The organism is Variovorax sp. GW821-FHT09D04, assembly GCF_059416405.1.
Map to the genome: position 1 here is coordinate 186,642 of NZ_JBWKPA010000008.1, position 23,556 is coordinate 210,197.

Below are 23,556 nucleotides of genomic sequence, written 5' to 3' on the forward strand. Positions count from 1 at the left end.
GATGCACATTCATATTCTGGGTATCTGCGGCACGTTCATGGGTGGTGTGGCCGCCCTCGCACGCGAAGCAGGCCACCGGGTCACGGGCTGCGACGCCGGCGTGTACCCCCCGATGAGCGACCAGCTGCGCGCGCTCGGCATCGACCTGATCGAAGGCTTCGGCGCCGACCAGCTGGCCCTCGCCCCCGACATGTTCGTGGTCGGCAACGTGGTCTCGCGGGCCCGGCTGCCCGACGGCAGCCCCAAGTTCCCGCTGATGGAAGCCATCCTCGACGCCGGCAAGCCCTACACCAGCGGCCCGCAGTGGCTGGCCGAGCACGTGCTGCAGGGCCGCCATGTGCTGGCGGTGGCCGGCACGCACGGCAAGACGACCACCACCTCGATGCTCGCCTGGGTGCTCGAACAGGGCGGCAAGGCACCCGGCTTCCTGGTCGGCGGCGTGCCGCTGGACTTCGGCGTTTCGGCCCGCCTCGGCGACGGCCCGGCCTTCGTGATCGAGGCCGACGAGTACGACACCGCCTTCTTCGACAAGCGCAGCAAGTTCGTTCACTACCGGCCGCGCACCGCGGTGCTGAACAACCTGGAGTTCGATCACGCCGACATCTTCGACGATCTGGCCGCCATCGAGCGCCAGTTCCATCACCTCGTGCGCACCGTGCCCGGCACCGGGCGCCTGGTGGTGAACGCCACCGAAGAGAGCCTGCAGCGCGTGCTGGCCCAGGGCTGCTGGAGCGAACTCGCCCGCTTCGGCGATGGCGGTCCGGCCACGGAGTGGCAGGCGCGCGGCACGCACGACGCCTTCGACGTGCTGCACCGCGGCGAGGTGGTCGGCCGGGTCGAGTGGGAACTCTCGGGCCTGCACAACCAGATGAACGCGCTGGCCGCCATCGCGGCGGCCGACCACGTGGGCGTGCCGCCGGCCGATGCGGCCCGCGCGCTCGGACGCTTTCGCAACGTGCGCCGCCGCATGGAGCTGCGCGGCACGGTCGAGGGCCAGGGCGGCGCGATCACCGTCTACGACGACTTCGCGCACCATCCCACCGCGATCCGCACCACGCTCGACGGACTGCGCAAGAAGCTCGACGACGCCGGCAAGCAAAGTGAGCGCATCCTCGCAGCCTTCGAGCCGCGCAGCAACACGATGAAACTGGGCGTGATGGCCGCGCAGCTGCCGTGGAGCCTGGAGTCGGCCGACCTGTCGTTCTGCCACACCGCCGGTCTCGACTGGGACGCGGCCGCTGCGCTGGCGCCGATGGGCGCGCGCGCCCAGGTCGCCGGCGCCATCGAGCCGCTGGTGCAGCAGGTCGTGGCCGCGGCGCGGCCCGGCGATCACATCGTCTGCATGAGCAACGGCGGCTTCGGCGGCGTGCACGAGAAACTGCTGGACGCCCTGCGCGCCGCCCACGGATGATGAACGGCATGCGCGCGCGTGAGCTGATCGATACCCTGAAGCTCCAGCCCCACCCCGAGGGCGGCTGGTATGCCGAGGTATTCCGGTCGGCCGCGAGCGTGACGCCCGCCGACGGCCGCGCGCCGCGCAGCGCGCTGACCAGCATCTATTTCCTGCTCGAAGCCCACCAGCATTCGCGCTGGCACCGGGTGCTGTCGGACGAAGTCTGGGTGCACCTGGAAGGCGTGCCGCTGGCGCTGTGGACCTGCGATGCCACGATGCGGACCGCGCCGGCCCACGTGAAGCTGGGCCCGGTCGATGTGCACGGCACCCGGCCGCAGCACGTGGTGCCTGCCGGCCAGTGGCAGGCCGCGCGCCCGATCCAGGGCCACGCGAGCGGCGACTACACGCTGGCCGCCTGCATGGTCGGGCCGGGCTTCGACTTCAGCGATTTCTCGCTGGTGCCGCCCGACAGCGACGAAGCGGCGTCGATGCGGCACCACTGGCCCGACCTGGCCAGCATGCTCTAACTAATAGCGCTTCAGCCCCGGCGCTGCTTGACGGCTTGAGACAAGGTCTCGAGCACCTGCACCGAATCGTCCCAGCCGATGCAGGCGTCGGTGATGCTCTTGCCGTACTCCAGGCCCGACAGCTGGTCCTTGCCCGGCGTGAACTTCTGGGCGCCCGCCTGCAGGTGGCTTTCGATCATCACGCCGAACACGCGCTTCGAACCGCCGGCGATCTGGTCGGCGATGTCCTTGGCCACGTCGATCTGCTTCTGGTGCTGCTTGGAGCTGTTGGCGTGGCTGCAGTCGACCATGAGCGTGGGCGGCAGCTTGGCGGCCTCGAGGTCCTTGCAGGCGGCTTCGACGCTGGCGGCGTCGTAGTTCGGCGTCTTGCCGCCGCGCAGGATCACGTGGCAGTCGCGGTTGCCGTTGGTCTGCACGATCGCGACCTGGCCGTTCTTGTGCACCGACAGGAAGTGGTGGCCGCGCGCCGCCGCCTGGATGGCGTCGGTGGCGATGCGGATGTTGCCGTCGGTGCCGTTCTTGAAGCCGATGGGTGCCGACAGGCCCGAGGCCAGCTCGCGGTGCACCTGGCTTTCGGTGGTGCGCGCACCGATGGCGCCCCAGGCGATCAGGTCGCCGATGTACTGCGGCGAGATCACGTCGAGGAATTCGCTGCCCGCCGGCAGGCCCAGGCGGTTGATGTCGATCAAGAGTTGGCGCGCAATGCGCAGGCCTTCGTCGATGCGATAGCTCTCGTCCAGGTACGGATCGTTGATGAGCCCCTTCCAGCCGACCGTGGTGCGCGGCTTCTCGAAGTACACGCGCATCACGATTTCCAGCGTGCCGGCGTACTTGTCGCGCTCGGCCTTGAGGCGGCGGGCGTATTCGAGGGCCGCGGCCGGGTCGTGGATCGAACACGGGCCCATGATCACCAGCAGCCGGTCGTCCTTGCCGGCCATGATGTTGTGGATGCCGCGGCGGGTGCCGGTGATCAGCGTTTCGATCGGCGTACCGCGGATCGGGAAGAAGCGGATCAGATGTTCGGGAGGGGGGAGCACGTTGATGTCCTTGATGCGTTCGTCGTCGGTCTTGCTGGTTTTTTCGACGCTCGCATACCAGCTGTCGCCGGCGGGAGGGGTGTTCGTGCTCATGGTTCTCTTCCTTGTTGGTGTGAATGAAAAATCGTCAGGGCATAAAAAAACCGCCGGGGGCTGGAAGCCACCGGCGGTTCTGGGAGGGTGTTCGTTTGCTTTACGCGCTCGCCTCTCGTCCGCCGGAAACCGGGAACCAAAAGTAGGCAAAAAAGTAAGCGCGGAGGGCGGACATGTGGGCGGAATGTAGCACGGAAAACAAAAACCCGGCCAGGCGGCCGGGTCGGTGTTGTTTTTACCTGTAGCCCGATTCGTTGGCGTTGTGGATGATCCAGATCAGGTTGCCGCTGCTGAAATCGCCCATGCCGCCGCCCGCGAAGATCAGGCGGCCCTGGCCCTTGTAGGTCATCTCGAAGCGGTGGCGATCGCTGCCGAAGTAGAACGGAATCCAGGCCTTGCCGGTGATGTAGGCGCCCTGGTCGGTGGGCTGGCCGGCGAGGTCGGTGACCTGCTTGGTGCTCATGCCGATCTGCAGGCGCGTGAACTTGCTGTTGCGCGCCGGGTTGCCGGTGATCTCGCCTTCGAAACCATTCAGGCCCTTGACGGTGCGGCCGCTGCCGGCCTCGACCTTGGAAGAATCCACCACGTTGCCGCGCGCGTCCATGCCGGCCTTCGAACCGCTGGGCGCCGCGGGCGCGGCGGCGGCCGGGGCGGGTGCCGGTGCGGCGGCGGGCTGGCTGCCCGAACCGCCGCGCGATGCGCAACCGGCTGTGGCCAGCGCGAGCACGGCGGTCACGGCCCACAGCACGGCGGGCGAATTGATCCTGTTCCCCATTGAAATGCTCCTTGATTCGTCGTTCGCAAAAAGGAGCGCAGCTTAGCAACCGAATGAAACAACCGGCAAGTGCCGAAAGTCCTAAGCCGTTCCACCTACCGTCAGGCCGTCGATGCGAAGGGTCGGTTGGCCGACGCCCACGGGCACGCTCTGGCCTTCCTTGCCGCAGGTGCCGACGCCCGAATCGAGCGCCATGTCGTTGCCGATCATGGTCACGCGGGTGAGCGCGTCGGGGCCGTTGCCTACGATGGTCGCGCCCTTCACCGGGTACTGGATCTTGCCGTTCTCGACCCAGAAGGCCTCGCTGGCCGAGAACACGAACTTGCCGCTCGTGATGTCGACCTGTCCGCCGCCGAAGTTGGTGGCGTACAGGCCCTTCTTGATGCTGGCGACGATTTCCTGCGGGTCCTTGTCGCCGCCGAGCATGTAGGTGTTGGTCATGCGCGGCATCGGCACGTGGGCGTAGCTCTCGCGGCGGCCGTTGCCGGTGGGCTTGACCTTCATGAGGCGGGCGTTCATCGAGTCCTGGATGTAGCCCTTGAGGATGCCGTCCTCGATCAGCACGTTGCGCTGGCTGGCGTGGCCTTCGTCGTCCACGTTGAGCGAGCCGCGGCGGTCGGCGATGGTGCCGTCGTCGAGCACCGTGACGCCCTTGGCCGCCACGCGCTGGCCGATGCGGCCCGAGAACGCGCTCGAGCCCTTGCGGTTGAAGTCGCCCTCCAAGCCGTGGCCGATGGCTTCGTGCAGCAGGATGCCGGGCCAGCCCGAACCGAGCACCACGGTCATCTCGCCGGCCGGGGCCGGACGGGCGTCGAGGTTGGTCAGCGCGGCCTTCACGGCGTGGTCGACGTACTCGGCGATCTGTTCGTCGGTGAAGTAGGCCAGGCCGAAACGCCCGCCGCCGCCGCCCGAGCCGACCTCGCGGCGCCCGTTCTGCTCTGCGATCACGGTGACCGACAGCCGCACCAGCGGCCGCACGTCGGCCGCCAGCGTGCCGTCGGCGCGCGCCACCATCACGACGTCGTACTCGCTGGCCAGGCCGGCCATGACCTGCGCCACGCGCGGGTCGCGCGAGCGGGCGAGCTGCTCGACCTTCTCGAGCAGCTTCACCTTGGCCGTGCTGTCGAGCGTGGCAATGGGGTCGATGCCGCCGTAGAGCGAGCGGCTGGAGGCGATCTTGCGCGGCACCGTCTTCACGCGCGCCGTGCGCCCGGCGGAGGAAATGGAACGGACCGTGCGCGCCGCGTCGAGCAGCGAAGCCTCGGAGATGTCGTCCGAGTAGGCAAAGGCGGTTTTCTCGCCGCTCACGGCGCGCACGCCGACCCCCTGGTCGATGCTGAAGCTGCCCGTCTTGACGATGCCTTCCTCGAGGCTCCAGCCTTCACTGCGGGTGTACTGGAAGTACAGGTCGGCATCGTCCACGCGGTGCGCGGTGATCTCGGCCAGGGCCTTGCTCAGGTGCGATTCGTCCAGGCCGAACGGCGTGAGCAGGAGCTGTTGCGCCGTGGCGAGGCGCTCGATGGTGGGTTCGCGGGAGATCATGACTGCCATTCTAGGCAGCCGCCCCCGTCCGTGCCGCCCCGGGGGACTCTAGTTCTGGGCGAGTTTGCGGGCCCGCGCGATCGACATCAGGATGCCCAGCCCCAGCCCCAGCGTGACCATGGCGGTGCCGCCGTAGCTGATGAACGGCAGCGGCACGCCCACCACGGGCAGGATGCCGCTGACCATGCCCATGTTCACGAAGGCGTAGGTGAAGAAGATCATCGTCACCGCCCCGGCCAGCAGGCGCGAGAACAGCGTGGGCGCGTTCAGCGCGATGGTCAGCCCGCGGAAGATCAGCAGGATGAAGGCCGCGATCAGCGCCAGGTTGCCGATCAGGCCGAACTCCTCGGAGTACGCCGCGAAGATGAAGTCGGTGGTGCGCTCGGGAATGAATTCGAGGTGCGTCTGCGTGCCCTGCATGAAGCCCTTGCCGCCCACGCCGCCCGAGCCGATGGCGATCATCCCCTGGATGATGTGGAAGCCCTTGCCCAGCGGGTCCTTGCTGGGGTCGAGCAGCGTGCACACGCGCTGCTTCTGGTAGTCGTGCAGCACGCGCCAGTCGACGCCGTCGACGCACAGCTGCGACTCGAAACCCACGATCAACGTGATGGCCACCGCGCCGAGCACCACCGGCGGCACGATCAGCTTCCACGGCAGCCCGGCAAAGAAGATCACCGCCAGCCCGGCCGCCAGCACCAGCAGCGAAGTGCCCAGGTCGGGCTGCTTCATGATGAGCCCGACCGGCACCGCCAGCAGCAGCGTCGCCACCACGAAGTCGAGCGGGCGCAGTTGGCCTTCGCGGCGCTGGAACCACCAGGCCAGCATCAGCGGCATCGCGATCTTGAGGATTTCGCTGGGCTGGATCACCACCCCCACGTTGATCCAGCGCTGGGCGCCCTTCTTGGTGATGCCGAACAGCGCCACCGCGATCAGCAGCGCCACCCCGGCCGCATACAGCGGCACGGCGAAGGCCATGAGCCGCTGCGGCGGCACCTGCGCCACCACGAACATGATGCCGCCGGCCAGCAGCATGTTGCGGCCATGGTCGAGAAAGCGCGTGCCATGGTCGTAGCCGGAGGAATACATGGTGAGCAGCCCGGCAAAGGCGAGCAGCATCACGGCAAAGGCCAGGAAGCCGTCGAAGCCCTGGAAGATGGGCGCAATGCGACGCGCCAGGGAGGGCTGGTTGAACACGGCAGACATGATGGGGGCGGATTATCCCCGCCCCGCCCGCCCCTTCAGTCGAAAACGAGCTGAACGACCGTGCGCCCCGGTCGGCTTTCGATCGCCAGCCGGGCCCCGATGGCGGCGGCGCGCTTGGACAGCGCCTCCGGCACCTCGGTGGCGTCGAAGCCCACGCCGTTGTCGATCACCCGCAGGCGCACGGCCCCGTCGCGCGCGTCGGCCTCGATGCGCAGGGCGCTCGCATGGGCGTGCTGCAGCACGTTCGAGATGGCCTCGAACAGCAAGAACTGCAGCTGCCGCGTGGCGTGGGCGTCGAGCTGCGTCACCGGGGGCAGCTCGTCCACGCCCCACTCGAAGGCGATGTCCGCGGCGGCCAGCCGAGGCTCCAGCCGGTAGCGCAGCGCCGCCAGCAGCGCGCCGATGTCGCCGGGCGGCAGGTGGATGGAGTCGATCGACAGCTTGAGCTGATCGAGCGAGTCGCGCAGGGTGCGCAGCAGTTCCTCGGGGCTGGTCTGGCCCGACTGCAACTGGCGGATCGCCGAGCTGATGTGCGAGCCCACGCCGTCGTGCATGTCGCGCAGGATGCGCTCGCGCTCGTGGGTGCGCGCCTGGTCGCGGGCCACCTCCTCCAGCTCGGCGTAGGTGGAAGCCAGTTCGCGTTCGCGCTGCGCCACCCGGTCGGCCAGTGTCTTGACCCAGCCGCGCGCCTGCACGCTCGCGAAATGGAAACGCCGCAGCACGATCAGCAGCAGCGCCACCCCGAACATCACCGAGGAATAGCGCACCCAGGTGGTTTCGCCGTAGGCGTCACTCAGTCGGATCACCAGCCAGTCGCGCGTGCCGAAGGCCACCGTGACCAGCGCGGCGCCGGCCACCAGCAGCCGCTCGACGCTGGGCCGGCGCACCGTGGCAACGGCAAAGGCGATCACGAAGCCGACGACGATCGTGATCTCGACCGCCAGCCAGGCCGTGAGCCAGCGCGGCTCCTCGCGGTTCAGCGCCAGCCAGGTGAACACCACAGTGCCGGCCACCACGGCCGCCGTCGGCCAGCGCATCCAGCGCGTGCGCGGGCTCTGCGCCCAGTCGGCCAGGTGGTAGCAGAACATCATGGCGGACGCGGCCCAGCCCGCGTAGCAGCCGGCCATCAGAACGCCCCACAGCTGCCAGGGCAGCGGCGGCTCGGGAATCATGGCGTCGGCCACCCGCAGCGCCCAGCAGAACTCGGCGACCGCGGCCCAGAAATAGAGGGCGTCGCGCTGGCGGCGGCCGGTCGCGTCGGTGTCGACCTGGGTGAACCACAGCGCCAGCGCGATGCTGCCGACGATGAGGCTGAACGCGGTCAGCAGCACCGACCCCGTGAAGCGCCAGGCGTAGGCGCCTTCGAACAACGCGGTGCGCACCGGCGTCGCCGGCCCGATGGTGACGCGCGAGAGGCCGGCGCGCCGTTCGCTGTCGGCGCGGATGCGGATCTGCAGCAGGTTCTCGCCCTCTTTCAGCAACCGCCCGGGCACCGGCACGTAGACGGGCGCCTTGGCGTAGTCGGCGCGGTTGCCCTGGCCGAGGTCGCCGTAGGACTGCAGCAGCGCGCCATTGAGCTGCACCTCGAAGACGCTGCCGGCGCGGGGAATGAAGACGCCCCAGGGCACCTCGGGCAGGGTCTCGACCCGGAACGGCAGCTCGAAGCTCGCGAAGCCGGTGCGCCCGCGGTGCCGGCGGTCCCAGTGGTAGGACAGGTCGACCGCTTCGGTCTGCACGACGCCGTCGATGGTGGTGGTCACCCTGGCGTGGCGCAGTTCGATCGGCCCCTGCGTCTCCCCTGCGGCGGCGCCCCCCGCGGCCAACAGCGCCGCCAGCCCGAGCAGGCACAGGAACGCCAGCCGCCGCAGCATCCGCCCTCAGCCCGGGTGGGACAGCAGGCCGAGGCGCGTGGCCTCGAACACCGCTTCGCTCTTGGAATGCACCGCGAGCTTGCCGTAGAGGTTCTTGATGTGGGTCTGCACCGTGTGCACGCTCAGGCCCTTGAGGCGCGCGATCTCGGCGTACGAGAAGCCGCGCGCGATCAGCGTCAGCACCTCGTGCTCGCGCGCCGAGAGCAGGCCGCGGTCGGTCTCGTCGAGCGCCGCCTCTGCCGGCGCCGCGCCGGCTGTGCCCGGCACGGCCGCCTGCAGGCTGCGGTACTTGGCGAGCACGCGGCGCGCGATCATGGGCGAGATCGGCGAGGCGCCGGCCTTCATCTCGACGATGGTCTGTGCGATGTCTTCCGGTGCGGCGTCCTTGTGGATGTAGCCGACGGCGCCGGCCTCGATGCTGGCCAGCACGTTCTCCTCGTCGCCGAAGACCGACACCACCAGCGGCTCGCAGCCGGGAAAGCGCGCGACGGCGTCGCGGATCACGTCGAGCCCGGTGCCGTCGGGCATGCCGAGGTCGACCAGCAGCACATCGGGGATGGTCGCGGTCGCGGCCAGCCAGGTGCGCGCTTCCTGCACGGTGCCGGCGCTGCCGAGCCAGAACAGGCGCGGACTGCGCTGCACGCTGGCCTCGAAGAAGGCGCGTGCGCGGCTGTCGTCCTCGACCACGAGCACGCCCCAGCGGCGTGGCATCCCGTCATCCTGTACCTCGGTGTTCATGGGATGAAGCATAAGCCTGGGCACCCACCGCCACGCGGGGCCTGCCTCCCTCGTTCATGGGATGCCCCCTGCCAGATGCGTCACGAAACTTGTCTCTTCTTTCCGCCCTTGCGCCGCACCGCCGCCCCTGCGCGGCCGCACCGTGAATACTTTCGAATTCCAGCCACGCCCTCGCGGCCTTTTCAGGGGCCGATTCGCAGGGATTTGTGGGGTCACCGCGCCGTGGGCGGCGCGGACCTCATGCAAAATTGTCTGAATCCGGCCACGGGGCGCGACCAGCGCACCCCAGTCACCTCCTCCCATGGAACCGCAAACCACCCATCTGTTGTATCTGCACGGCTTCCGCTCGTCGCCCCGCTCGACCAAGGCGCGGCTGGTGGCGAAGCACGTGGCGCGCGAGCACCCGAACCTGGAGTGGTGGTGCCCGCAGCTGCCGCCGTCGCCGCACGATGCGATCGACATGGTGATGAAGGGCATCGCGCACTGGCCGCGCAAGTCGATGGCGGTGATCGGTTCGTCGCTGGGCGGTTTCTACGCCACCTACGTCGCCGGCATGACCCGCTGCCGCGCCGTGCTGCTCAACCCCGCGGTGCACCCGGCGCGCGACCTCACGCGCTACATCGGCAGCCAGACCGCCTGGCACGACCCGTCCGAGCACTTCTACTTCCAGCCCGAATTCATCCAGGAGCTGCGCGCGATGGAAATCGGTGCGCTCACGCGGCCCGAGCGCCTGTTCGCGATCATCGCCAAGGGCGACGAGGCGCTCGACTGGCACGAGATGTCGGCGCGCTACCCCGACAGCCGCATCAAGCTGCTCGAGGGCGGCGACCATGCGCTGTCCGATTTCGAAAAAGCGCACCTCGACGACGTGATGGCGTTCATCAACCCCGTCTAGCGTCCGCCCCGGGCCCGGAAGCGCGCCCGATCCCGCGTGGGAGAATCGCCGGATGTTTGTATTGTTTGAAGAAGCCGGCAAATACCTCGGCGGCCGCATCCTGTCGGAAGCCGAAGCCTCGGCACAGGTCGAGCTCGAGACCGGCAAGCGCGTCAAGGTCAAGAGCGCCAATATCGTTCTGCGTTTCGAGAAGCCGGCCCCGGCCGAGCTGATGGCGGAGGCGCGCGCGCTCGCCGCCGCCATGGACCTCGACCTCGCCTGGGAATTCGCAGCCGACGGCGAGTTCGGCTTTGCCGACCTGGCGGCCGACTATTTCAGCGACAAGCCCTCGCTGGCGCAGCAGGCCGCCGCGTTGTTCGCGCTGTTCGAGGCGCCGCACTACTTCCGCCGCGCGGGCAAGGGGCGCTTCAAGAAGGCGCCGGCCGAGATCGTGCAGCAGGCGCTGGCCGCCATCGAGAAGAAGAAGGCCATCCAGGCGCAGATCGTCGAATGGGCGGGCCAGCTGGCCGAGGGCGTGTGCCCGCCGGCGATCCGCGAGCAGCTCTACAAGATCCTGTTCAAGCCCGACAAGAACGCGCCCGAATACAAGGCCGTGGTCGACGCCGCACGCGCCACGCAGCGCCCGCCGCTCGACCTGCTGGAGCGTGCCGGCGCCATCGATTCGCCCTACCAGTTCCACTGGCGGCGCTTCCTGTTCGAGAACTTCCCCAAGGGCACCGGCTTTCCCGCGCTCGCGGCACCGGCCGTCGCCGACGACCTGCCGCTGGCCGAAGGCGTGCGGGCCTTCTCGATCGACGATTCGCAGACCACCGAGATCGACGACGCGCTGTCCGTGCAAGGCATGGGCAGCGGCACCATCACGGTCGGCATCCACATCGCGGCGCCAGGCCTGGCGCTGACGCCTGGCAGCGCCATCGACGCCGTGGCGCGCGCGCGCATGTCCACCGTGTACATGCCGGGCTACAAGATCACCATGCTGCCCGACGAGGTGGTCGACACCTACACGCTGCTCGAAGGCGGCGACCGCCCGGCCGTGTCGCTCTATGCGCGCTTCGACGAAGCCACGCTGGAGCTGCAGGGCACCGAGACCAAGCTCGAACGCGTGCCGATCGTCGCCAACCTGCGCCACGACCAGCTCGACGCGGTCGTCACGCAGCCCTGGCTCGAAGACGCCACCTTCAACTCCGACAACACCCCCGACGCCGCCGCGAAGCTGCGCGCGCCGCTGTCCTTCCTGTTCCGCCTGGCCAAGCACCTGAAGGCGCAGCGCGAAGTGGTGCGCGGCAAGCCCGAGAACTTCAGCCGGCCCGACTACAACTTCCGCCTCGTCGGCAACGACGGCGCGGAGCCTACCGGCAACGAGCAGGTGCAGATCAGCACGCGCCAGCGCGGCGCGCCGCTCGACCTGATCGTGTCCGAGGCCATGATCCTGGCCAACAGCAGCTGGGGCGGCTGGCTCGGCGAGCTCGGCGTGCCGGGCCTGTACCGCAGCCAGGCCAGCCTGGCGCCCGGCATCAAGGTGCGCATGGGCACGCGCGCGCTGCCGCACGCGGGCCTGGGCGTGAAGAGCTACGCCTGGAGCACCTCGCCGCTGCGCCGCTACACCGACCTCGTGAACCAGTGGCAGATCATCGCGGCCGCGCGCCACGGCAAGACCGCCGCGCTGGCCGCGCCCTTCAAGCCGAAGGACGCCGACCTGTTCTCGATCCTGTCGGGCTTCGACGCGGCCTACGCCACGTACAACGCCTACCAGGGCGGCATGGAGCGCTTCTGGACGCTGAAGTACCTGCAGCAGCAGGGCATCACCGAGCTCGAGGCCACGGTCATCAAGGACATTCCCAACGGTGCGCTGGTGCGCGCCGACACGCTGCCGCTGGTGTTCCCGGTGGCCGGCCAGCAGGAGCGCGGCGCGCGCGTGCGCGTGAAGCTCGGCGAGATCGACGAGATCGCGCTCGACGTGAGCGGCACCGTGCTCGAACGCTTCGACGTGCCGCAGGCCGATGCCGCAACCGCTGACGGCGGCGAGGACGACGAAGAAGAAGTCGCCGGCCCGATCGCCATCGCGGTCGACCTGAGCGACACCGAGGCCGCACCCGACCCGGCGACGACCACGCCTGCATGACCCCCGGTCGAACGACCGGAGACACGCGACCCCTGGAGGAGTTTCGAGAATGAATCTCAAGGACCTCAGCACGCTGCAGATCGCTCTGGGCGTGTCGGTCATCGCGCATGCCGCGTTGCTCGCGGTGCGCTTCGTCGATCCCGAATCGTTCAACCGGGTCTTCAGCGAAACCCCGCTCGAGGTGATCCTGGTCAACAGCAAGACCAACGACAAGCCCGACCCCGCGGCCCGCGTGATGGCGCAGACCACGCTGGCGGGCGGCGGCGACCTCGACAAGGGCCGCGCCACGAGCCCGCTGCCGCCGTCGAGCTTCACCACCATGGGCGACTCGTTCGAGGAATCGCGCCGCCAGGTCGAGGCCATGCAGGCCCAGCAGATGCAGATGCTGGCGCAGCTCAAGCGCGAGCTGGCCGCCATGCCCGTGCCCGATCCGCGCCAGGCGGGCGACCCGACCGAGGCCGCCGCGCGCGAGGAAAAGCGCCGCCAGATGGTCGCGCTGCTCGCCGAGATCGAGCGCCGCGTGAACGAGGAAAACGCGCGCCCCAAGAAGCGCTACCTGAGCCCCGCCACGCGCGAGGCCGCCTACGCGCTGTATGTCGACACGCTGCGCCGGCGCATCGAGGTCAAGGGCACCGAGAACTTCCCGACCGCGGCCGGCAAGAAGCTCTACGGCGAACTCAAGATGACCGTCACCATCAACCACGACGGGCGCGTGCTCGACACCGTGGTCGACGAAAGCTCGGGCAACACCACGCTCGACCGCCGCGCCCAGGCCATCGTGCGCAGTGTCGGCAACTTCGGCACCTTCACCGACGCGATGCGCAAGCAGACCGACCAGATCGTGCTGCAGTCGCGCTTCAAGTTCACGCGCGACGAGACCATCGAGCTGTCGTCCCAATAGCAACAGCACCCCAGCAGAACACGGAGCATCGGCCATGGATCAGTACTGCGTCATGGGCAACCCCGTCGAGCACAGCCGCTCGCCCCGCATCCACGCGCGCTTTGCCGAACTCTGCGGCCAGCCCATGGCCTACGGCCGGCGCCTGGTGCCGATTGGCGCCTTCGCCGAAGGCATCGCCGCCTTCCGCAGCGAAGCGGCCGCGCAGGGCGACACCGCGCGCGGCTGCAACGTCACCGTGCCTTTCAAGTTCGACGCCGCCGCGCTCGCACAGCACACCAGCGAGCGCGCCACGCTGGCGCAGGCCGTGAACACGCTGCGCTTCGAGGCCGACGGCAGCATCCATGCCGACAACACCGACGGCATCGGCCTGGTCAACGACATCGTGCGCAACGCCGGCGTGCCGCTGGCGGGCCGGTCGCTGCTGCTGATCGGCGCCGGCGGCGCCGCGGCGGGCGTGCTCGGGCCGCTGCTCGACGCGGGCGCCGCGCACGTCGTGGTGGCCAACCGCACGCTCGACAAGGCCATCGCGCTGGTGCAGCGCCATGCCGCGCTCGCGCTGCGCCACGGTGCCACGCTCGAGGCCTGGGCGCTCGACGACGTGCCGGGCGACTTCGACGTGGTGGTCAACGCCACCGCCTCCAGCCTCGCGGGCGACGCGGTGCCCGTGCGCGCGCAAGTGCTGCGTCCCGGCGCGCTGGCCGTCGACATGATGTACGGCCCCGCCGCCGCAGGCTTCATGGCCTGGGCCGAAGCGCACGGCGCGGTCGCGCGCGACGGCCTCGGCATGCTGGTGGAACAGGCCGCCGAAGCCTTCGAATTCTGGCGCGGCGTGCGCCCGCCGTCGGCGCAGGTGCTGGCCGAGCTGCGCGCCTCGCTCGCCGCCGGCGCATGAAGGGCCTGCTGCGCCTGATCGCCTGCCTCGTGGTGGCGGGCCTGGCGCTCGAACTGTTCTTCGTGGTGCGCATCGCGGCCATGGCGGTGATCGATCCGCAGAGCACGGCCTTCCAGCGCTCCGAGGCCTGGCGCGTCGCCCTCTCGCAGGGCCGCGACGGCGGATGGCGCCAGGACTGGGTGCCCTACACGCAGATCAACGACACCCTCAAGCGCGCCGTGATCGCCAGCGAAGACGCCGGCTTCGTCGACCACAACGGCGTCGAGTGGGAAGCCATCGAGCGTGCGCGCCAGCGCAACGCCCGCGCCGAGCAGCTGGCCGCCAAGCGCATGGCACGCGCGGCGGCACGCGGCAAGCCGGTGCAGCCGGCCCCGCTGCGCGGCGGCTCCACCATCACGCAGCAGCTCGCGAAGAACCTGCTGCTGTCGGGCGAACGCACCATGCTGCGCAAGGGCCAGGAGCTGGTGCTCGCCACGCTGCTCGAAGTGCTGCTCGACAAGCGGCGCATCCTCGAGATCTACCTGAACAACGTCGAATGGGGCGAAGGCGTGTTCGGCGCCGAGGCTGCGGCGCAGTACTACTTCAGGAAGCCAGCCGCGCGCCTCAGCTCTTACGAAGCCGCGCGCCTGGCCGTGATGCTGCCGAGCCCGAAGTTCTTCGAGCGGCGGCCCAACTCCTCGTACATCAACGGACGGGCATCGACGATCGTGGCGCGGATGCCGGCGGTCGACCTGCCCTGAGCCTGCGCACCGCGCCTTCCACCGCCAGCACGGCGACGAAGCCGATCGCGTAGGCCAGCACGTCCCACCAGTCGGCGGTGGCGCCGAGCACGATGCGCAGCGCGCGGTTCGGAATGTGCAGGTGCCAGGTCGACGCCAAGAACTGCCCCAGCTCGACCAGCAGCCCCACGCCGAAGGCCGCCAGCGCGAGCGGCAGCACGCGCGCGGCGATGAAGGTCTTGAACACGAGGTACACCCACGCCACGGCCAGCACGTCGCCGAAGAAGCTTCGCACCCAGCCCCAGCGCGCGCCGACGGTGGCCAGCAGCACGAGCAGTACAAAAAGGGCCACCGCCCACGCCAGGGAAAGAAGATCGAATCGCCATCGCATGGCCCGTATCATCGCCTCCATATGCTGGCAAAGCTCACAGGTTGGTTGCTGCTGGGAATCGTCCGATTGCTCACCGGCGCGCAGGCGCGCTGGTACGGCTGTCCACCGAAGGCCGAGCAGCGCATCTACTTCGCGAATCACCAGAGCCACGCGGACCTCGTGATGATCTGGGCCGCGCTGCCCGAAGAGCTGCGCAGCATCACGCGGCCCATCGCGGCGCGCGACTACTGGGCCAACACGCCGGTCAAGCGCTGGATCACGACGGAGGTGTTCAACGCGGTGTATGTGGAGCGGGCGGCCACGGGGGCTGCGCCGGTTGCGCCGCCGCCGGAAACACCGCCTCAGGCACCGCCGCCCGCGGCGCCCATCGCCCCGGACGAGCGCATCGAGCCGTCGATGGAGCCGCTGCTGCCGATCGAAACTGTGTCTCACGCACCAGTTGCCGAAGGCCCGCAGGAGATTCAGGGACAGCTCGACCTTCCCGCGCCCCCGCCGCCTCCACCACCGGTCGCACCGCCGCCCGTCATCGAGCCCGAAGCGCCAGCCGCCGCGCCCGAGCCCCCTGTCGCCGACCCGCTCGCCCCACTCATCGACGCGCTGCGCAGCGGCGACTCGATCATCATCTTTCCCGAAGGCACGCGGGGCCACACTGGCGAGCCGCAGAAATTCAAGTCGGGCCTGTACGCGCTGGCGACGATGTTCCCCGACGTGGTGCTCGTGCCGGCCTGGATCGACAACGTGCAGCGCGTGATGCCCAAGGGCGAGATCGTGCCCGTGCCCATCCTGTGCTCCGTCACCTTCGGCGCGCCGATCCGTGTCGAGGACGGCGAAGAGCGCCGCCCTTTCCTCGACCGTGCGCGCGCCGCCGTGATCGCATTGCGCGACGTCTGAAGGTATGAACCAGTTCCTGCGCAGCCTCAGCCCGACCCAGCAGGTCGCGGCCCTTTTCCTGATCGTCTTCGGCCTGCTCTTCATCGTGAGCACCGCCGTCTTCTTCCTGAGCTTCAAGGAGCGGCGCAACCCGGTGCACGACGAATCGTGGCAGGCCGAGCTGGCGCATTTCCGCGCGCTGCTGGGCACCACCTGGTTCATGGTGATCGTATTCTGGATCGGCTGGGCGCTGGGCGAAACGGTGGCCACCGTGCTGTTCGCGCTGATCGCGTTCTTTGCGCTGCGCGAGTTCATCACGCTCTCGCCGACGCGGCGCGGCGACCACCGCAGCCTGATCCTCGCGTTCTTCGTGGTGCTGCCGATCCAGTTCTGGCTGGTGGCCACCGCGCGCTTCGACCTGTTCACGGTGTTCATCCCGGTCTACGTGTTCCTCGCCATCCCGGTGGCGAGCGCGCTGGCGAACGACCCCAGCCATTTCCTCGAGCGCAACGCCAAGCTGCAGTGGGGCATCATGGTCTGCGTCTACGGCATGAGCCACGTGCCCGCGCTGCTGCTGCTGACCTTCCCGGGCTACGAAGGCAAGAGCGCGTTCCTCGTGTTCTTCCTGGTGTTCGTGGTGCAGACCTCGGTGCTGGTGCAGCACCTGATCTCGCGGCGCATGCAGCGCACGCCGTTCGCGCCGAACGTGAGCCGCAGCTTCAACTGGACCAGCTGGGGCGTCGGCATCGTCGTGGCCAGCCTGGTCGGCGCGCTGTTCTCGTTCATCACGCCGTTCAAGTTCGGGCAGGCGCTCGCGGTGTCGATCATTGCCTGCGTCGCGGGCTCGATGGGCCACCTCGTGATGAAGGCGCTCAAGCGCGACCGCGGCATTCCGAACTGGGGCCAGAAGGGCGTGGGCGTGACCGGCGCCAACGGCCTGCTCGACCGCGTCGACGCGCTGTGCTTCGCGGCGCCGATCTTCTTCCATTCGATCCGCTGGTACTTCAACGTCTGAAGCACCGGGCGGCGGGCGATCAGGCCTTGCGCCGCACCACCCGGTCGAAGGCCTGCTTTGCGCGCCGTCCCAGGGCCTTCGTCTTCAGCGCCTGAAGCTCGCGCTTGAGCCGCGTGCGCTGCTCGGCCGACAGCGCGGTGCCGAAACGCCCGAGCGCCAGTTCCAGCGCCTCGCGCTGCGCCGCCACCCGGCCCTGCCGCCCTTCGGCCTCGGCCAGCCATTCGCAGGCATTGGCCACGCGCCCGCGCAAGGCCGCGTCGCCCGACTCGCCGAAGCGCGCGATGAGCACGCGGTAGGCCTTGGCCTGGCCCGGCAGGTCGTCCATCTTGTCGAAGGCCTTGGCCTTGTTGATCATCGACTTGGCGGCCCACAGCTGCAGCGCGCTGTCCCGCGCCATCGCCGTGCGCGCGATCACCTCGTCGTAGCTGGCCACGGCCTCGGCGAACCGACCCGTGCGGCGCAGCACGGCGCCCTTGCGGAACAGCGCACCGGCCACGCGCGCGCGCAGGTCGGGCAGCTCGGAATTGCCCCAGCGCGCAACGATCTCGTCGTGCACGCGCATCTCGTCCGCGGGCCGCGCGAGACGGTCGAGCGCGGTGCTCTTGTATTGCAGGCACAGCGCCACCTGCGACTGCATCTCGGTGGAGGCATCGGCGCCGTAGCGCGCGTCCATCGCGTCGGCGGCCTCGACGACTTCGGTGAAGTGCTCGAGCGCCAGCAGGCAGAAGGTCTTGTGCGACAGGGCGCGGGCGCACTGGCGGCGCATCAGCGGGTGCGGCGAGGCGGCATGCGCCGCGAGCACCTCGTCGAACAGCGCGATGGCCTCGCGCGATGCGCCCGCGTCACCGAGCTTGCGGCCTTCGCGGACGGTGTCGCACGCCGCATCGAAGAGCTCGGCCGGCAACTCGCCGGCGTCGAGCCCGCCGGTCTTGCGCAGGCGCTTCAGGCAGGCCTCGCGCCCGGCCATGGCCTTCACGCGCAGCTCGCGCAGTTCGGGCGTGGTGCCATCGCGCGAGGCCGCGACGAGTGGCTCGTACACCGCAAGCGCCGCCTCGGGCCGGCCCAGCAGGTCGAGCAGCACGAAGCCCTTGTGCAGCAAGGTGGTGGCCACGGTGCGCTGCACGACAGCGTCGGCGTCGTGCGCGAAAGCACCGAGCAGGCGTTCGCAAGCGGCCAGTGCGGCCTCGCCGTCGCCCTGGTCGCGCAGCCCCACGGCCCATTCGTGGGCACGCACGGCCGCGAGGCGGCGCACCTGCGCGGAGGCGTCGTGGCCGTAGCGGTCGAGCAGCCAGCCGACCAGTTCGGCGCGGCGCGCGGCCTCGTCGAGCCCGAGGCCGTCGAAGAACAGGGCCAGCGCGCGCACGCCTTCCAGCCGCAGCTCGGGCGCGGCCTCGGCCAGCCCGGTCTCGATCTGGTCGGCCACCTGCAGGCACAGCACCTGCGCCTGCGTGTGCTGCGCCAGCTCGCGCAGGTTGAGCACCGCGGCCAGCCGGGCCCGCGCCACGCGCAGAACCACGCCGGCGTCGGCGCCGCCCTCGAAGCGTTCGATGGCCGCTTCGAGCGTGGCCAATGCGTCCTGCGGCAGGCCGCGGTGGTGTTCGATCTCGGCCTTCAGCAGGCGCGCGTCGAGCCGCCACGCATCGAGCGCGGTGTCGGCCTGCGCGTCGAGCTGCTCGCTCATGAAGTCGCAGGCCTCGCAACGCGCCGCCGCGTCGTCGATGAGCCAGGTGCGCTGGTACAGCGCGTGGGCGATGTGCGCGCGGACCTCGGGCTCGCTGCGCCCGCCGTGCGCGGCCACCAGGCGGTCGAGCGTGGCCAGCGCGTCGGCCGGGCGATGCAGCTGGCGCAGCACGTGCGCGAGCAGCCGCAGCGCCTGGCAACAGGGCACGACCACGGCGGCGTCGGGCAGCGCACCGAACTCGGCGATCAGCCGGCTGCAGGCGGCGATCGCCTCGCGACGGCGGCCGAGGTCGCTCAACAGCTCCGCCTGGCGGAAGCTCGCAGCGGCACGTTCGGCAGGAGATTGCTGCAGGTGCGCGGGCAAGGCCGGGGCGTCGTTCGATGGCTTCGGTTGCTGCTGCGCGGAGGACTCGACTACATTCACCTTCGCTTCCTTGTGTGGCGCGCCCCGCGCGGAGCGGGGCGGAATGCAAGAACGGCGGATTCTGCCCGCGATCCCCCACGCATCGCGCGCGAATTCACACCTTCTTCAACCTTCCTCACCCAGGCTTAGGCCTTTACGCTTCCTTTTCATGCGGATCCTCGGCATCGACCCCGGTTTGCAGACCACCGGCTTCGGCGTGGTCGATGCGGACGGCCATGCGCTGCGCTACGTGGCCAGCGGCACCATCAGCACCCGGCATCTGGGCAGCGGCAACCTGCCGGCGCGCCTGAAGGTGCTGTTCGACGGCATCGGCGAGATCACGGCGCGCTACCAGCCCGAGGCGTCGGCGGTCGAAATCATCTTCGTCAACGTCAACCCGCAGTCGACGCTGCTGCTGGGCCAGGCGCGCGGCGCCTGCGTGACGGCGCTGGTGAGCCACAACCTCTCGGTGGCCGAGTACACGGCGCTGCAGATGAAGAAGGCCGTGGCCGGCCACGGCCAGGCTGCGAAGGCGCAGGTGCAGGAGATGGTGAAGCGCCTGCTCGACCTGCCCGGCCTGCCGGGCGCCGACGCGGCGGACGCGCTGGGCATCGCCATCACGCACGCGCAGGTCGGCCGTTCGATGGCGCGGCTCGCGGAGGCGGCCGAGCTGTCGAAGACCCATGCCGGCACCTACCGGCAAGGGCGTTCGCGCTGAGGCTTCAGCGCACGATGTAGCGCAGGTCTCCCAGGCGCCGGCGGCGCTCGCGCACCTCGGCGGCCACGGCGGGCGCATCGCCTGCCAGCGCCCGCGCGATCCAGTCGGCCAGCTGCGGCATGTCCTCGGGCGTGAAGCCCAGCCGCACGATCTCGGGCACGCCCAGGCGCAGGCCGTTGATGTCGCCGTCGACCGGCGCGATCGGCAGGCCGATGCCGCAGGCCAGCAGGCCGCCCTGGGCCAGCTGCTTCGCGGCGCGTTGCCCGCCGCCCCAGCGCGCGGCCTCGAGCGCGAACTGGTGCGACTGCGTGAAGCCGCGTGCCTTGGCGAACACCGGCAGGCCCTGCGCATCGAGCGCACGCGCCAGCGCCTGCGCGGTGTCGCGCATCGCCGCCGCATAGGCCGCGCCGTGCACCTTCCAGTCGAGCAGGCCGCGTGCCAGCGCCGCGGTGCGGCCCGCGTCCGAGTTGGCCGTGAGGCCGGGGTAGGCGATGGCGTCGATGCGCTCCATCAGCGCCGCGTCGTTCGACACGATCAGGCCGCCGGCCGGGCCGCCCAGGCTCTTGTAGGTGCTCATGGTGATCGCGTGCGCGCCGTCTTCGAGCGGCTGCGGCCAGGCCTTGCCGGCCACCATGCCCGACAGGTGCGCGGCATCGAAGAGCACCTTGGCGCCCACGCTGTCGGCCACCTCGCGGATCGCGGACACCGGGTGCGGGAACAGGTTGAGGCTGCCGCCGATGGTGATGAGCTTGGGCTTCACCTCGCGCGCGAGCTTGGCCAGCGCCACCACGTCGACCGAGTAGCCGTCGGCATCGACCGGCGCCGGCACGGTCTTCAGGCCGTAGAGCCCGGCCGCGCCCGCCGCATGGTGCGTCACGTGGCCGCCGATGGCGGGCGGCGGCGCGATGATCGTGTCGCCGGGCCGGCAGGTCGCCATGAACACGTACAGGTTCGACAGCGCGCCCGAGCTCACGCGCACCTCGGCGAAGCGCGCACCGAACACCTCGGCCGCCAGCTCGGCGGCGACGACCTCGATGCGCTCGATGGCTTCCAGCCCCATCTCGTACTTGTCGCCCGGATAGCCCAGCGACGGGCGCGAGCCCAGCCCGCGCGACAGCAGTGCCTCGGCAGCGGGGTTCATCACGTTGGTGGCCGGGTTGAGGTTCAGCCCGTCGACGTCGTGGATGCGGTGGCTGTCGGCCACGAGGCGTTCGATCTCGGCGGCCACGCCCGACGCGTCGCGCGCGGCGGCGTCGGCGGCAATGGCGAGCACGTGGTCCTCGCTGGCGGCGGGGACCCAGGAACGGCGGTGGAGAGCTGCGGGCATGCGGTGTCTCGCTGGGAGTGGTGGAAGGGAATGACCGCATGGTCGCGCCCCGTGTCCCAACGGGCAACACGGATAAACTGGGCCCGAGCCATAGAAAAACTTGGCCTCCCCACCATGTCTCTCGCCCCACCCCGCCCTCGCCTTCCGCCGCACACGGCCGTGCGCGCCTTCGAGGCCGCGGCGCGCCACGGCAGCTTCGCCCGCGCGGCCGAGGAACTGTTCGTGACGCCCGCCGCCGTCGCGCAGCAGATCAAGGCGCTTGAGACTTGGGCCGGCGGTGCGCTGTTCGAGCGGCACAGCCAGGGCATCCGGCTCAGCGCGCACGGCCGGCGCGCGCTGCCCGCGCTCAGCGCGGCGGTCGACCAGCTCGGCCTCGCGGTACAGGCGCTGCGCCAGGAAACCCAGACCGCCGCGCGCCGCAGCACGCTGCAGGTGGCGGCCCTGCCGGCCATGGCGCAACTGTGGCTCTCGCCGCGGCTCTCGCGGCTGAAGGCCGCGCTGCCCGGCGTGCAGGTGTCGGTGACGGCGCTGGAGCAGCCACCGAATTTCCGGCGCGAGCCCTTCGACCTCGGACTGTTCTACGCACGCGGCGCCGAAGCCGCCGTCGGCGCGACGGGCATCCCGCTCGCGCGCGACCGCCTCGTGCCCGTGTGCAGCCCGCGCGTGCGCGCATCACTGGAGAGCGCACGCCCGCGCCCGCTCGACGACCTCCTCGACGTGCTCGCGCGCTGCGGCGGCCTGCACGACACGGTGTGGCGCGACGACTGGTCGCGCTGGCTGCAGGCCGTGCGCCCCGACACCACGGCGGCCGAGGCCGATGCGCTGGCCGCCGGCCCGGATTTCTCGCTCTACAGCCTCGCGCTGCAGGCCGCGCTCGACGGCGAAGGGGTGTTGATGGGTCGCGAGCGGCTGGTGGCGCCGTTGCTCGCGAAAGGCCGGCTGCACGCACCCTGGGGGCGGCCGAAGGCGCTGGGAGACACGCTGATGCTGCTGGTGCCCACGCACCGCAAGGGGCCGCTGCTCGCGCAGCAAGTGCAGGCGCTGCAGGCCCTGGTCGATTGAGCGGCTCGCGCTACGCGACGCGCTCAGCGATGAGCACGGCGAAGAAGCCGAGCGCCGCCAGCACCGTCCACTTGAACACGATCCAGCCGAAGCGGCGGTACTTGACCTGCCCCGTGCCCGCATAGAACGCGAAGGACACGCCCGCCACCAGCAGAAGCAGCAGGATGGCCCAGCGAAAGAGAAGCATCGGAAAGAAAAGGCGTGCGCCGGACTTACCAGGCCCGCGCCACTTCGCCGAAGCCGCGCGGTGCGCGCTTCTCGTCCTCGAAGGTCACGACCTCGTAGGCGTCGCTGTGCGAGAGCAGCTCGCGCAGCAGCTTGTTGTTGAGCGCGTGGCCCGAGCGAAACGCGGTGTACGCGGCCAGCAGCGGCTTGCCGATGATGTACAGGTCGCCCATGGCGTCGAGGATCTTGTGCTTCACGAACTCGTCGTCGTAGCGCAGGCCACCGGCATTGAGCACCTTGGTGTCGTCCATGACCACGGCGTTATCGAGGCCACCGCCGAGCGCGAGGCCCCTGGTGCGCATGTATTCGACGTCCTTCGTGAAGCCGAAGGTGCGCGCGCGTGCGATGTCGCGGCTGTACGAGTCGGTGCCCAGGTCGAACTCCACGCGCTGGCCGGTGGAGTTGACGACGCGGTGGTCGAAGTCGATCTCGAAGCTCAGCTTGAAGCCGTGGTACGGCTCCAGGCTCGCCCACTTCTCGTTGGCGCCCTCGCCTTCGCGCACCTCGACCTTGCGCAGCACGCGGATGAAGCGGCGCGGCGCCTTCTGCAGCTCGATGCCCGCGCTTTGCAGCAGGAACACGAAGGACGAGGCCGATCCGTCGAGGATCGGCACTTCGTCGGCCGTGATGTCGATGTAGAGGTTGTCGATGCCCAGGCCCGCGCAGGCGGACATGATGTGTTCGACGGTCTGCACCTTGGCGCCGCCCGTGGAAACGGTGGACGCCAGGCGCGTGTCGGTGACCGATTCGGCGGTCATGCGGATCTCGACCGGCTCGGGCAGGTCGACGCGGCGGAACACGATGCCCGTGTCGGCCGGGGCCGGTCGCAGGGTCAGCTCCACGCGTTGGCCGCTGTGAAGCCCCACGCCCACGGCGCGGCTGATCGACTTGAGGGTTCGTTGTTGCAGCACGCCCGAGATTTTAGGCGGGCGGCGACCGTGACGCCCTATTCCCTTCGCTATGGCCGCGATAGACATGGACCGGTCAGACAAGAAAGAGCAAAGAAGCCGGGGAGCCCCCGGCGATGGACGCAAGGGGCACGAGGTGGACGCAGCGCCTAGAGCCGGGGGGCAGTCCCTTTCAGGTCTTCCCCGTCCCCTTGCGAACCCTCGTGCCCTCTGCGTTCGGTGGCGTGTCACTTCGCGAAACACCGCGGA

General features: G+C 69.9%; 22 protein-coding genes. 11 read left to right on the forward strand and 11 right to left on the reverse strand.

Annotated features, from left to right (window positions below; all coding sequences use genetic code 11):
- The first annotated feature begins 1 nt into the window (after position 1).
- Positions 2-1,411 (forward strand): UDP-N-acetylmuramate:L-alanyl-gamma-D-glutamyl-meso-diaminopimelate ligase, encoded by a 1,410-nt coding sequence (gene mpl / locus AC07O4_RS23415; protein ID WP_139703019.1) that lies wholly within the window; start codon positions 2-4, stop codon positions 1,409-1,411.
- Positions 1,411-1,920: a cupin domain-containing protein gene (locus AC07O4_RS23420; protein WP_159274066.1), complete on the forward strand. Its 510-nt coding sequence runs from the start codon at positions 1,411-1,413 to the stop codon at positions 1,918-1,920. Before mpl ends, AC07O4_RS23420 begins: the two co-directional genes overlap by 1 nt.
- Before the next feature lie 11 nt (positions 1,921-1,931).
- Here the strand turns inward: AC07O4_RS23420 and AC07O4_RS23425 are convergent, their stop codons facing one another.
- The 6 genes from AC07O4_RS23425 to AC07O4_RS23450 form a co-directional block, all read right to left on the reverse strand.
- The gene (locus tag AC07O4_RS23425; protein ID WP_101491181.1) at positions 1,932-3,050 is read right to left on the reverse strand and encodes a 3-deoxy-7-phosphoheptulonate synthase; all 1,119 of its coding nucleotides are present in this window, start codon (positions 3,048-3,050) and stop codon (positions 1,932-1,934) included.
- 235 nt (positions 3,051-3,285) lie between these two features.
- Entirely contained in the window at positions 3,286-3,825 is a 540-nt protein-coding gene (locus AC07O4_RS23430) for a hypothetical protein (RefSeq protein WP_492733935.1), read from the reverse strand.
- Positions 3,826-3,906: 81 nt separating this feature from the next.
- Positions 3,907-5,367 (reverse strand): metalloprotease TldD, encoded by a 1,461-nt coding sequence (gene tldD / locus AC07O4_RS23435; RefSeq protein WP_139703016.1) that lies wholly within the window; start codon positions 5,365-5,367, stop codon positions 3,907-3,909.
- 48 nt (positions 5,368-5,415) lie between these two features.
- Positions 5,416-6,570: a rod shape-determining protein RodA gene (rodA, locus tag AC07O4_RS23440; protein ID WP_062481224.1), complete on the reverse strand. Its 1,155-nt coding sequence runs from the start codon at positions 6,568-6,570 to the stop codon at positions 5,416-5,418.
- A gap of 35 nt (positions 6,571-6,605) precedes the next feature.
- Positions 6,606-8,441: a sensor histidine kinase gene (locus tag AC07O4_RS23445; RefSeq protein WP_495305803.1), complete on the reverse strand. Its 1,836-nt coding sequence runs from the start codon at positions 8,439-8,441 to the stop codon at positions 6,606-6,608.
- 6 nt (positions 8,442-8,447) lie between these two features.
- Positions 8,448-9,191 carry a response regulator gene (locus AC07O4_RS23450; protein WP_495305804.1) on the reverse strand — a complete coding sequence of 248 codons (744 nt, stop codon included), beginning with the start codon at positions 9,189-9,191 and terminating at the stop codon, positions 8,448-8,450.
- Positions 9,192-9,480: 289 nt separating this feature from the next.
- Between AC07O4_RS23450 and AC07O4_RS23455 the strand changes: the two genes are divergently transcribed.
- Genes AC07O4_RS23455 through mtgA form a run of 5 tightly spaced genes read left to right on the forward strand, consistent with a single transcriptional unit; the run spans position 9,481 to position 14,729 of the window.
- Entirely contained in the window at positions 9,481-10,074 is a 594-nt protein-coding gene (locus AC07O4_RS23455; protein WP_159273879.1) for a YqiA/YcfP family alpha/beta fold hydrolase, read from the forward strand.
- A 52-nt stretch (positions 10,075-10,126) separates the two neighbouring features.
- On the forward strand, positions 10,127-12,196 hold the full coding sequence (locus AC07O4_RS23460) for a ribonuclease catalytic domain-containing protein (RefSeq protein ID WP_495305805.1): 2,070 nt from the start codon (positions 10,127-10,129) through the stop codon (positions 12,194-12,196).
- 49 nt (positions 12,197-12,245) lie between these two features.
- Complete coding sequence (locus tag AC07O4_RS23465) at positions 12,246-13,097, forward strand: energy transducer TonB (RefSeq protein WP_492679253.1); 852 nt, start codon at positions 12,246-12,248, stop codon at positions 13,095-13,097.
- A gap of 34 nt (positions 13,098-13,131) precedes the next feature.
- On the forward strand, positions 13,132-13,989 hold the full coding sequence (aroE, locus tag AC07O4_RS23470) for a shikimate dehydrogenase (RefSeq protein WP_095948185.1): 858 nt from the start codon (positions 13,132-13,134) through the stop codon (positions 13,987-13,989).
- Entirely contained in the window at positions 13,986-14,729 is a 744-nt protein-coding gene (gene mtgA, locus AC07O4_RS23475) for a monofunctional biosynthetic peptidoglycan transglycosylase (RefSeq protein WP_062474202.1), read from the forward strand. Before aroE ends, mtgA begins: the two co-directional genes overlap by 4 nt.
- Here the strand turns inward: mtgA and AC07O4_RS23480 are convergent.
- Complete coding sequence (locus AC07O4_RS23480; protein WP_495305848.1) at positions 14,674-15,111, reverse strand: ribosomal maturation YjgA family protein; 438 nt, start codon at positions 15,109-15,111, stop codon at positions 14,674-14,676. The genes mtgA and AC07O4_RS23480 overlap by 56 nt on opposite strands.
- A 9-nt stretch (positions 15,112-15,120) precedes the next feature.
- On the opposite strand from AC07O4_RS23480, the gene AC07O4_RS23485 reads away from it, so the two are divergent.
- Complete coding sequence (locus AC07O4_RS23485) at positions 15,121-15,990, forward strand: lysophospholipid acyltransferase family protein (RefSeq protein ID WP_495305806.1); 870 nt, start codon at positions 15,121-15,123, stop codon at positions 15,988-15,990.
- Positions 15,991-15,994: 4 nt separating this feature from the next.
- Positions 15,995-16,984 carry a phosphatidate cytidylyltransferase gene (locus AC07O4_RS23490; RefSeq protein ID WP_095948182.1) on the forward strand — a complete coding sequence of 330 codons (990 nt, stop codon included), beginning with the start codon at positions 15,995-15,997 and terminating at the stop codon, positions 16,982-16,984.
- Positions 16,985-17,003: 19 nt separating this feature from the next.
- Here AC07O4_RS23490 and AC07O4_RS23495 read toward each other — a convergent pair whose 3' ends face one another.
- Complete coding sequence (locus AC07O4_RS23495; RefSeq protein WP_495305807.1) at positions 17,004-19,088, reverse strand: tetratricopeptide repeat protein; 2,085 nt, start codon at positions 19,086-19,088, stop codon at positions 17,004-17,006.
- A 148-nt stretch (positions 19,089-19,236) separates the two neighbouring features.
- Between AC07O4_RS23495 and ruvC the strand changes: the two genes are divergently transcribed.
- Positions 19,237-19,785, forward strand: coding sequence for a crossover junction endodeoxyribonuclease RuvC (gene ruvC / locus AC07O4_RS23500; RefSeq protein WP_062474210.1), 549 nt, complete (start codon positions 19,237-19,239; stop codon positions 19,783-19,785).
- Between the two features lie 4 nt (positions 19,786-19,789).
- Here the strand turns inward: ruvC and AC07O4_RS23505 are convergent, their stop codons facing one another.
- Complete coding sequence (locus tag AC07O4_RS23505) at positions 19,790-21,112, reverse strand: alpha-methylserine aldolase (protein ID WP_495305808.1); 1,323 nt, start codon at positions 21,110-21,112, stop codon at positions 19,790-19,792.
- Positions 21,113-21,226: 114 nt separating this feature from the next.
- Here AC07O4_RS23505 and AC07O4_RS23510 point away from each other — a divergent pair, with 114 nt between their 5' ends.
- A complete protein-coding gene (locus AC07O4_RS23510) occupies positions 21,227-22,174 on the forward strand; it encodes a LysR family transcriptional regulator (RefSeq protein ID WP_495305809.1) in 948 nt (315 codons plus the stop codon).
- A 10-nt stretch (positions 22,175-22,184) separates the two neighbouring features.
- Here the strand turns inward: AC07O4_RS23510 and AC07O4_RS23515 are convergent, their stop codons facing one another.
- Together AC07O4_RS23515 and lpxC are read right to left on the reverse strand one after the other, a co-directional pair.
- A complete protein-coding gene (locus tag AC07O4_RS23515; RefSeq protein ID WP_167394968.1) occupies positions 22,185-22,361 on the reverse strand; it encodes a hypothetical protein in 177 nt (58 codons plus the stop codon).
- Positions 22,362-22,386: 25 nt separating this feature from the next.
- Positions 22,387-23,310 (reverse strand): UDP-3-O-acyl-N-acetylglucosamine deacetylase, encoded by a 924-nt coding sequence (gene lpxC / locus AC07O4_RS23520; protein ID WP_307635885.1) that lies wholly within the window; start codon positions 23,308-23,310, stop codon positions 22,387-22,389.
- Between the last annotated feature and the right edge of the window lie 246 nt (positions 23,311-23,556).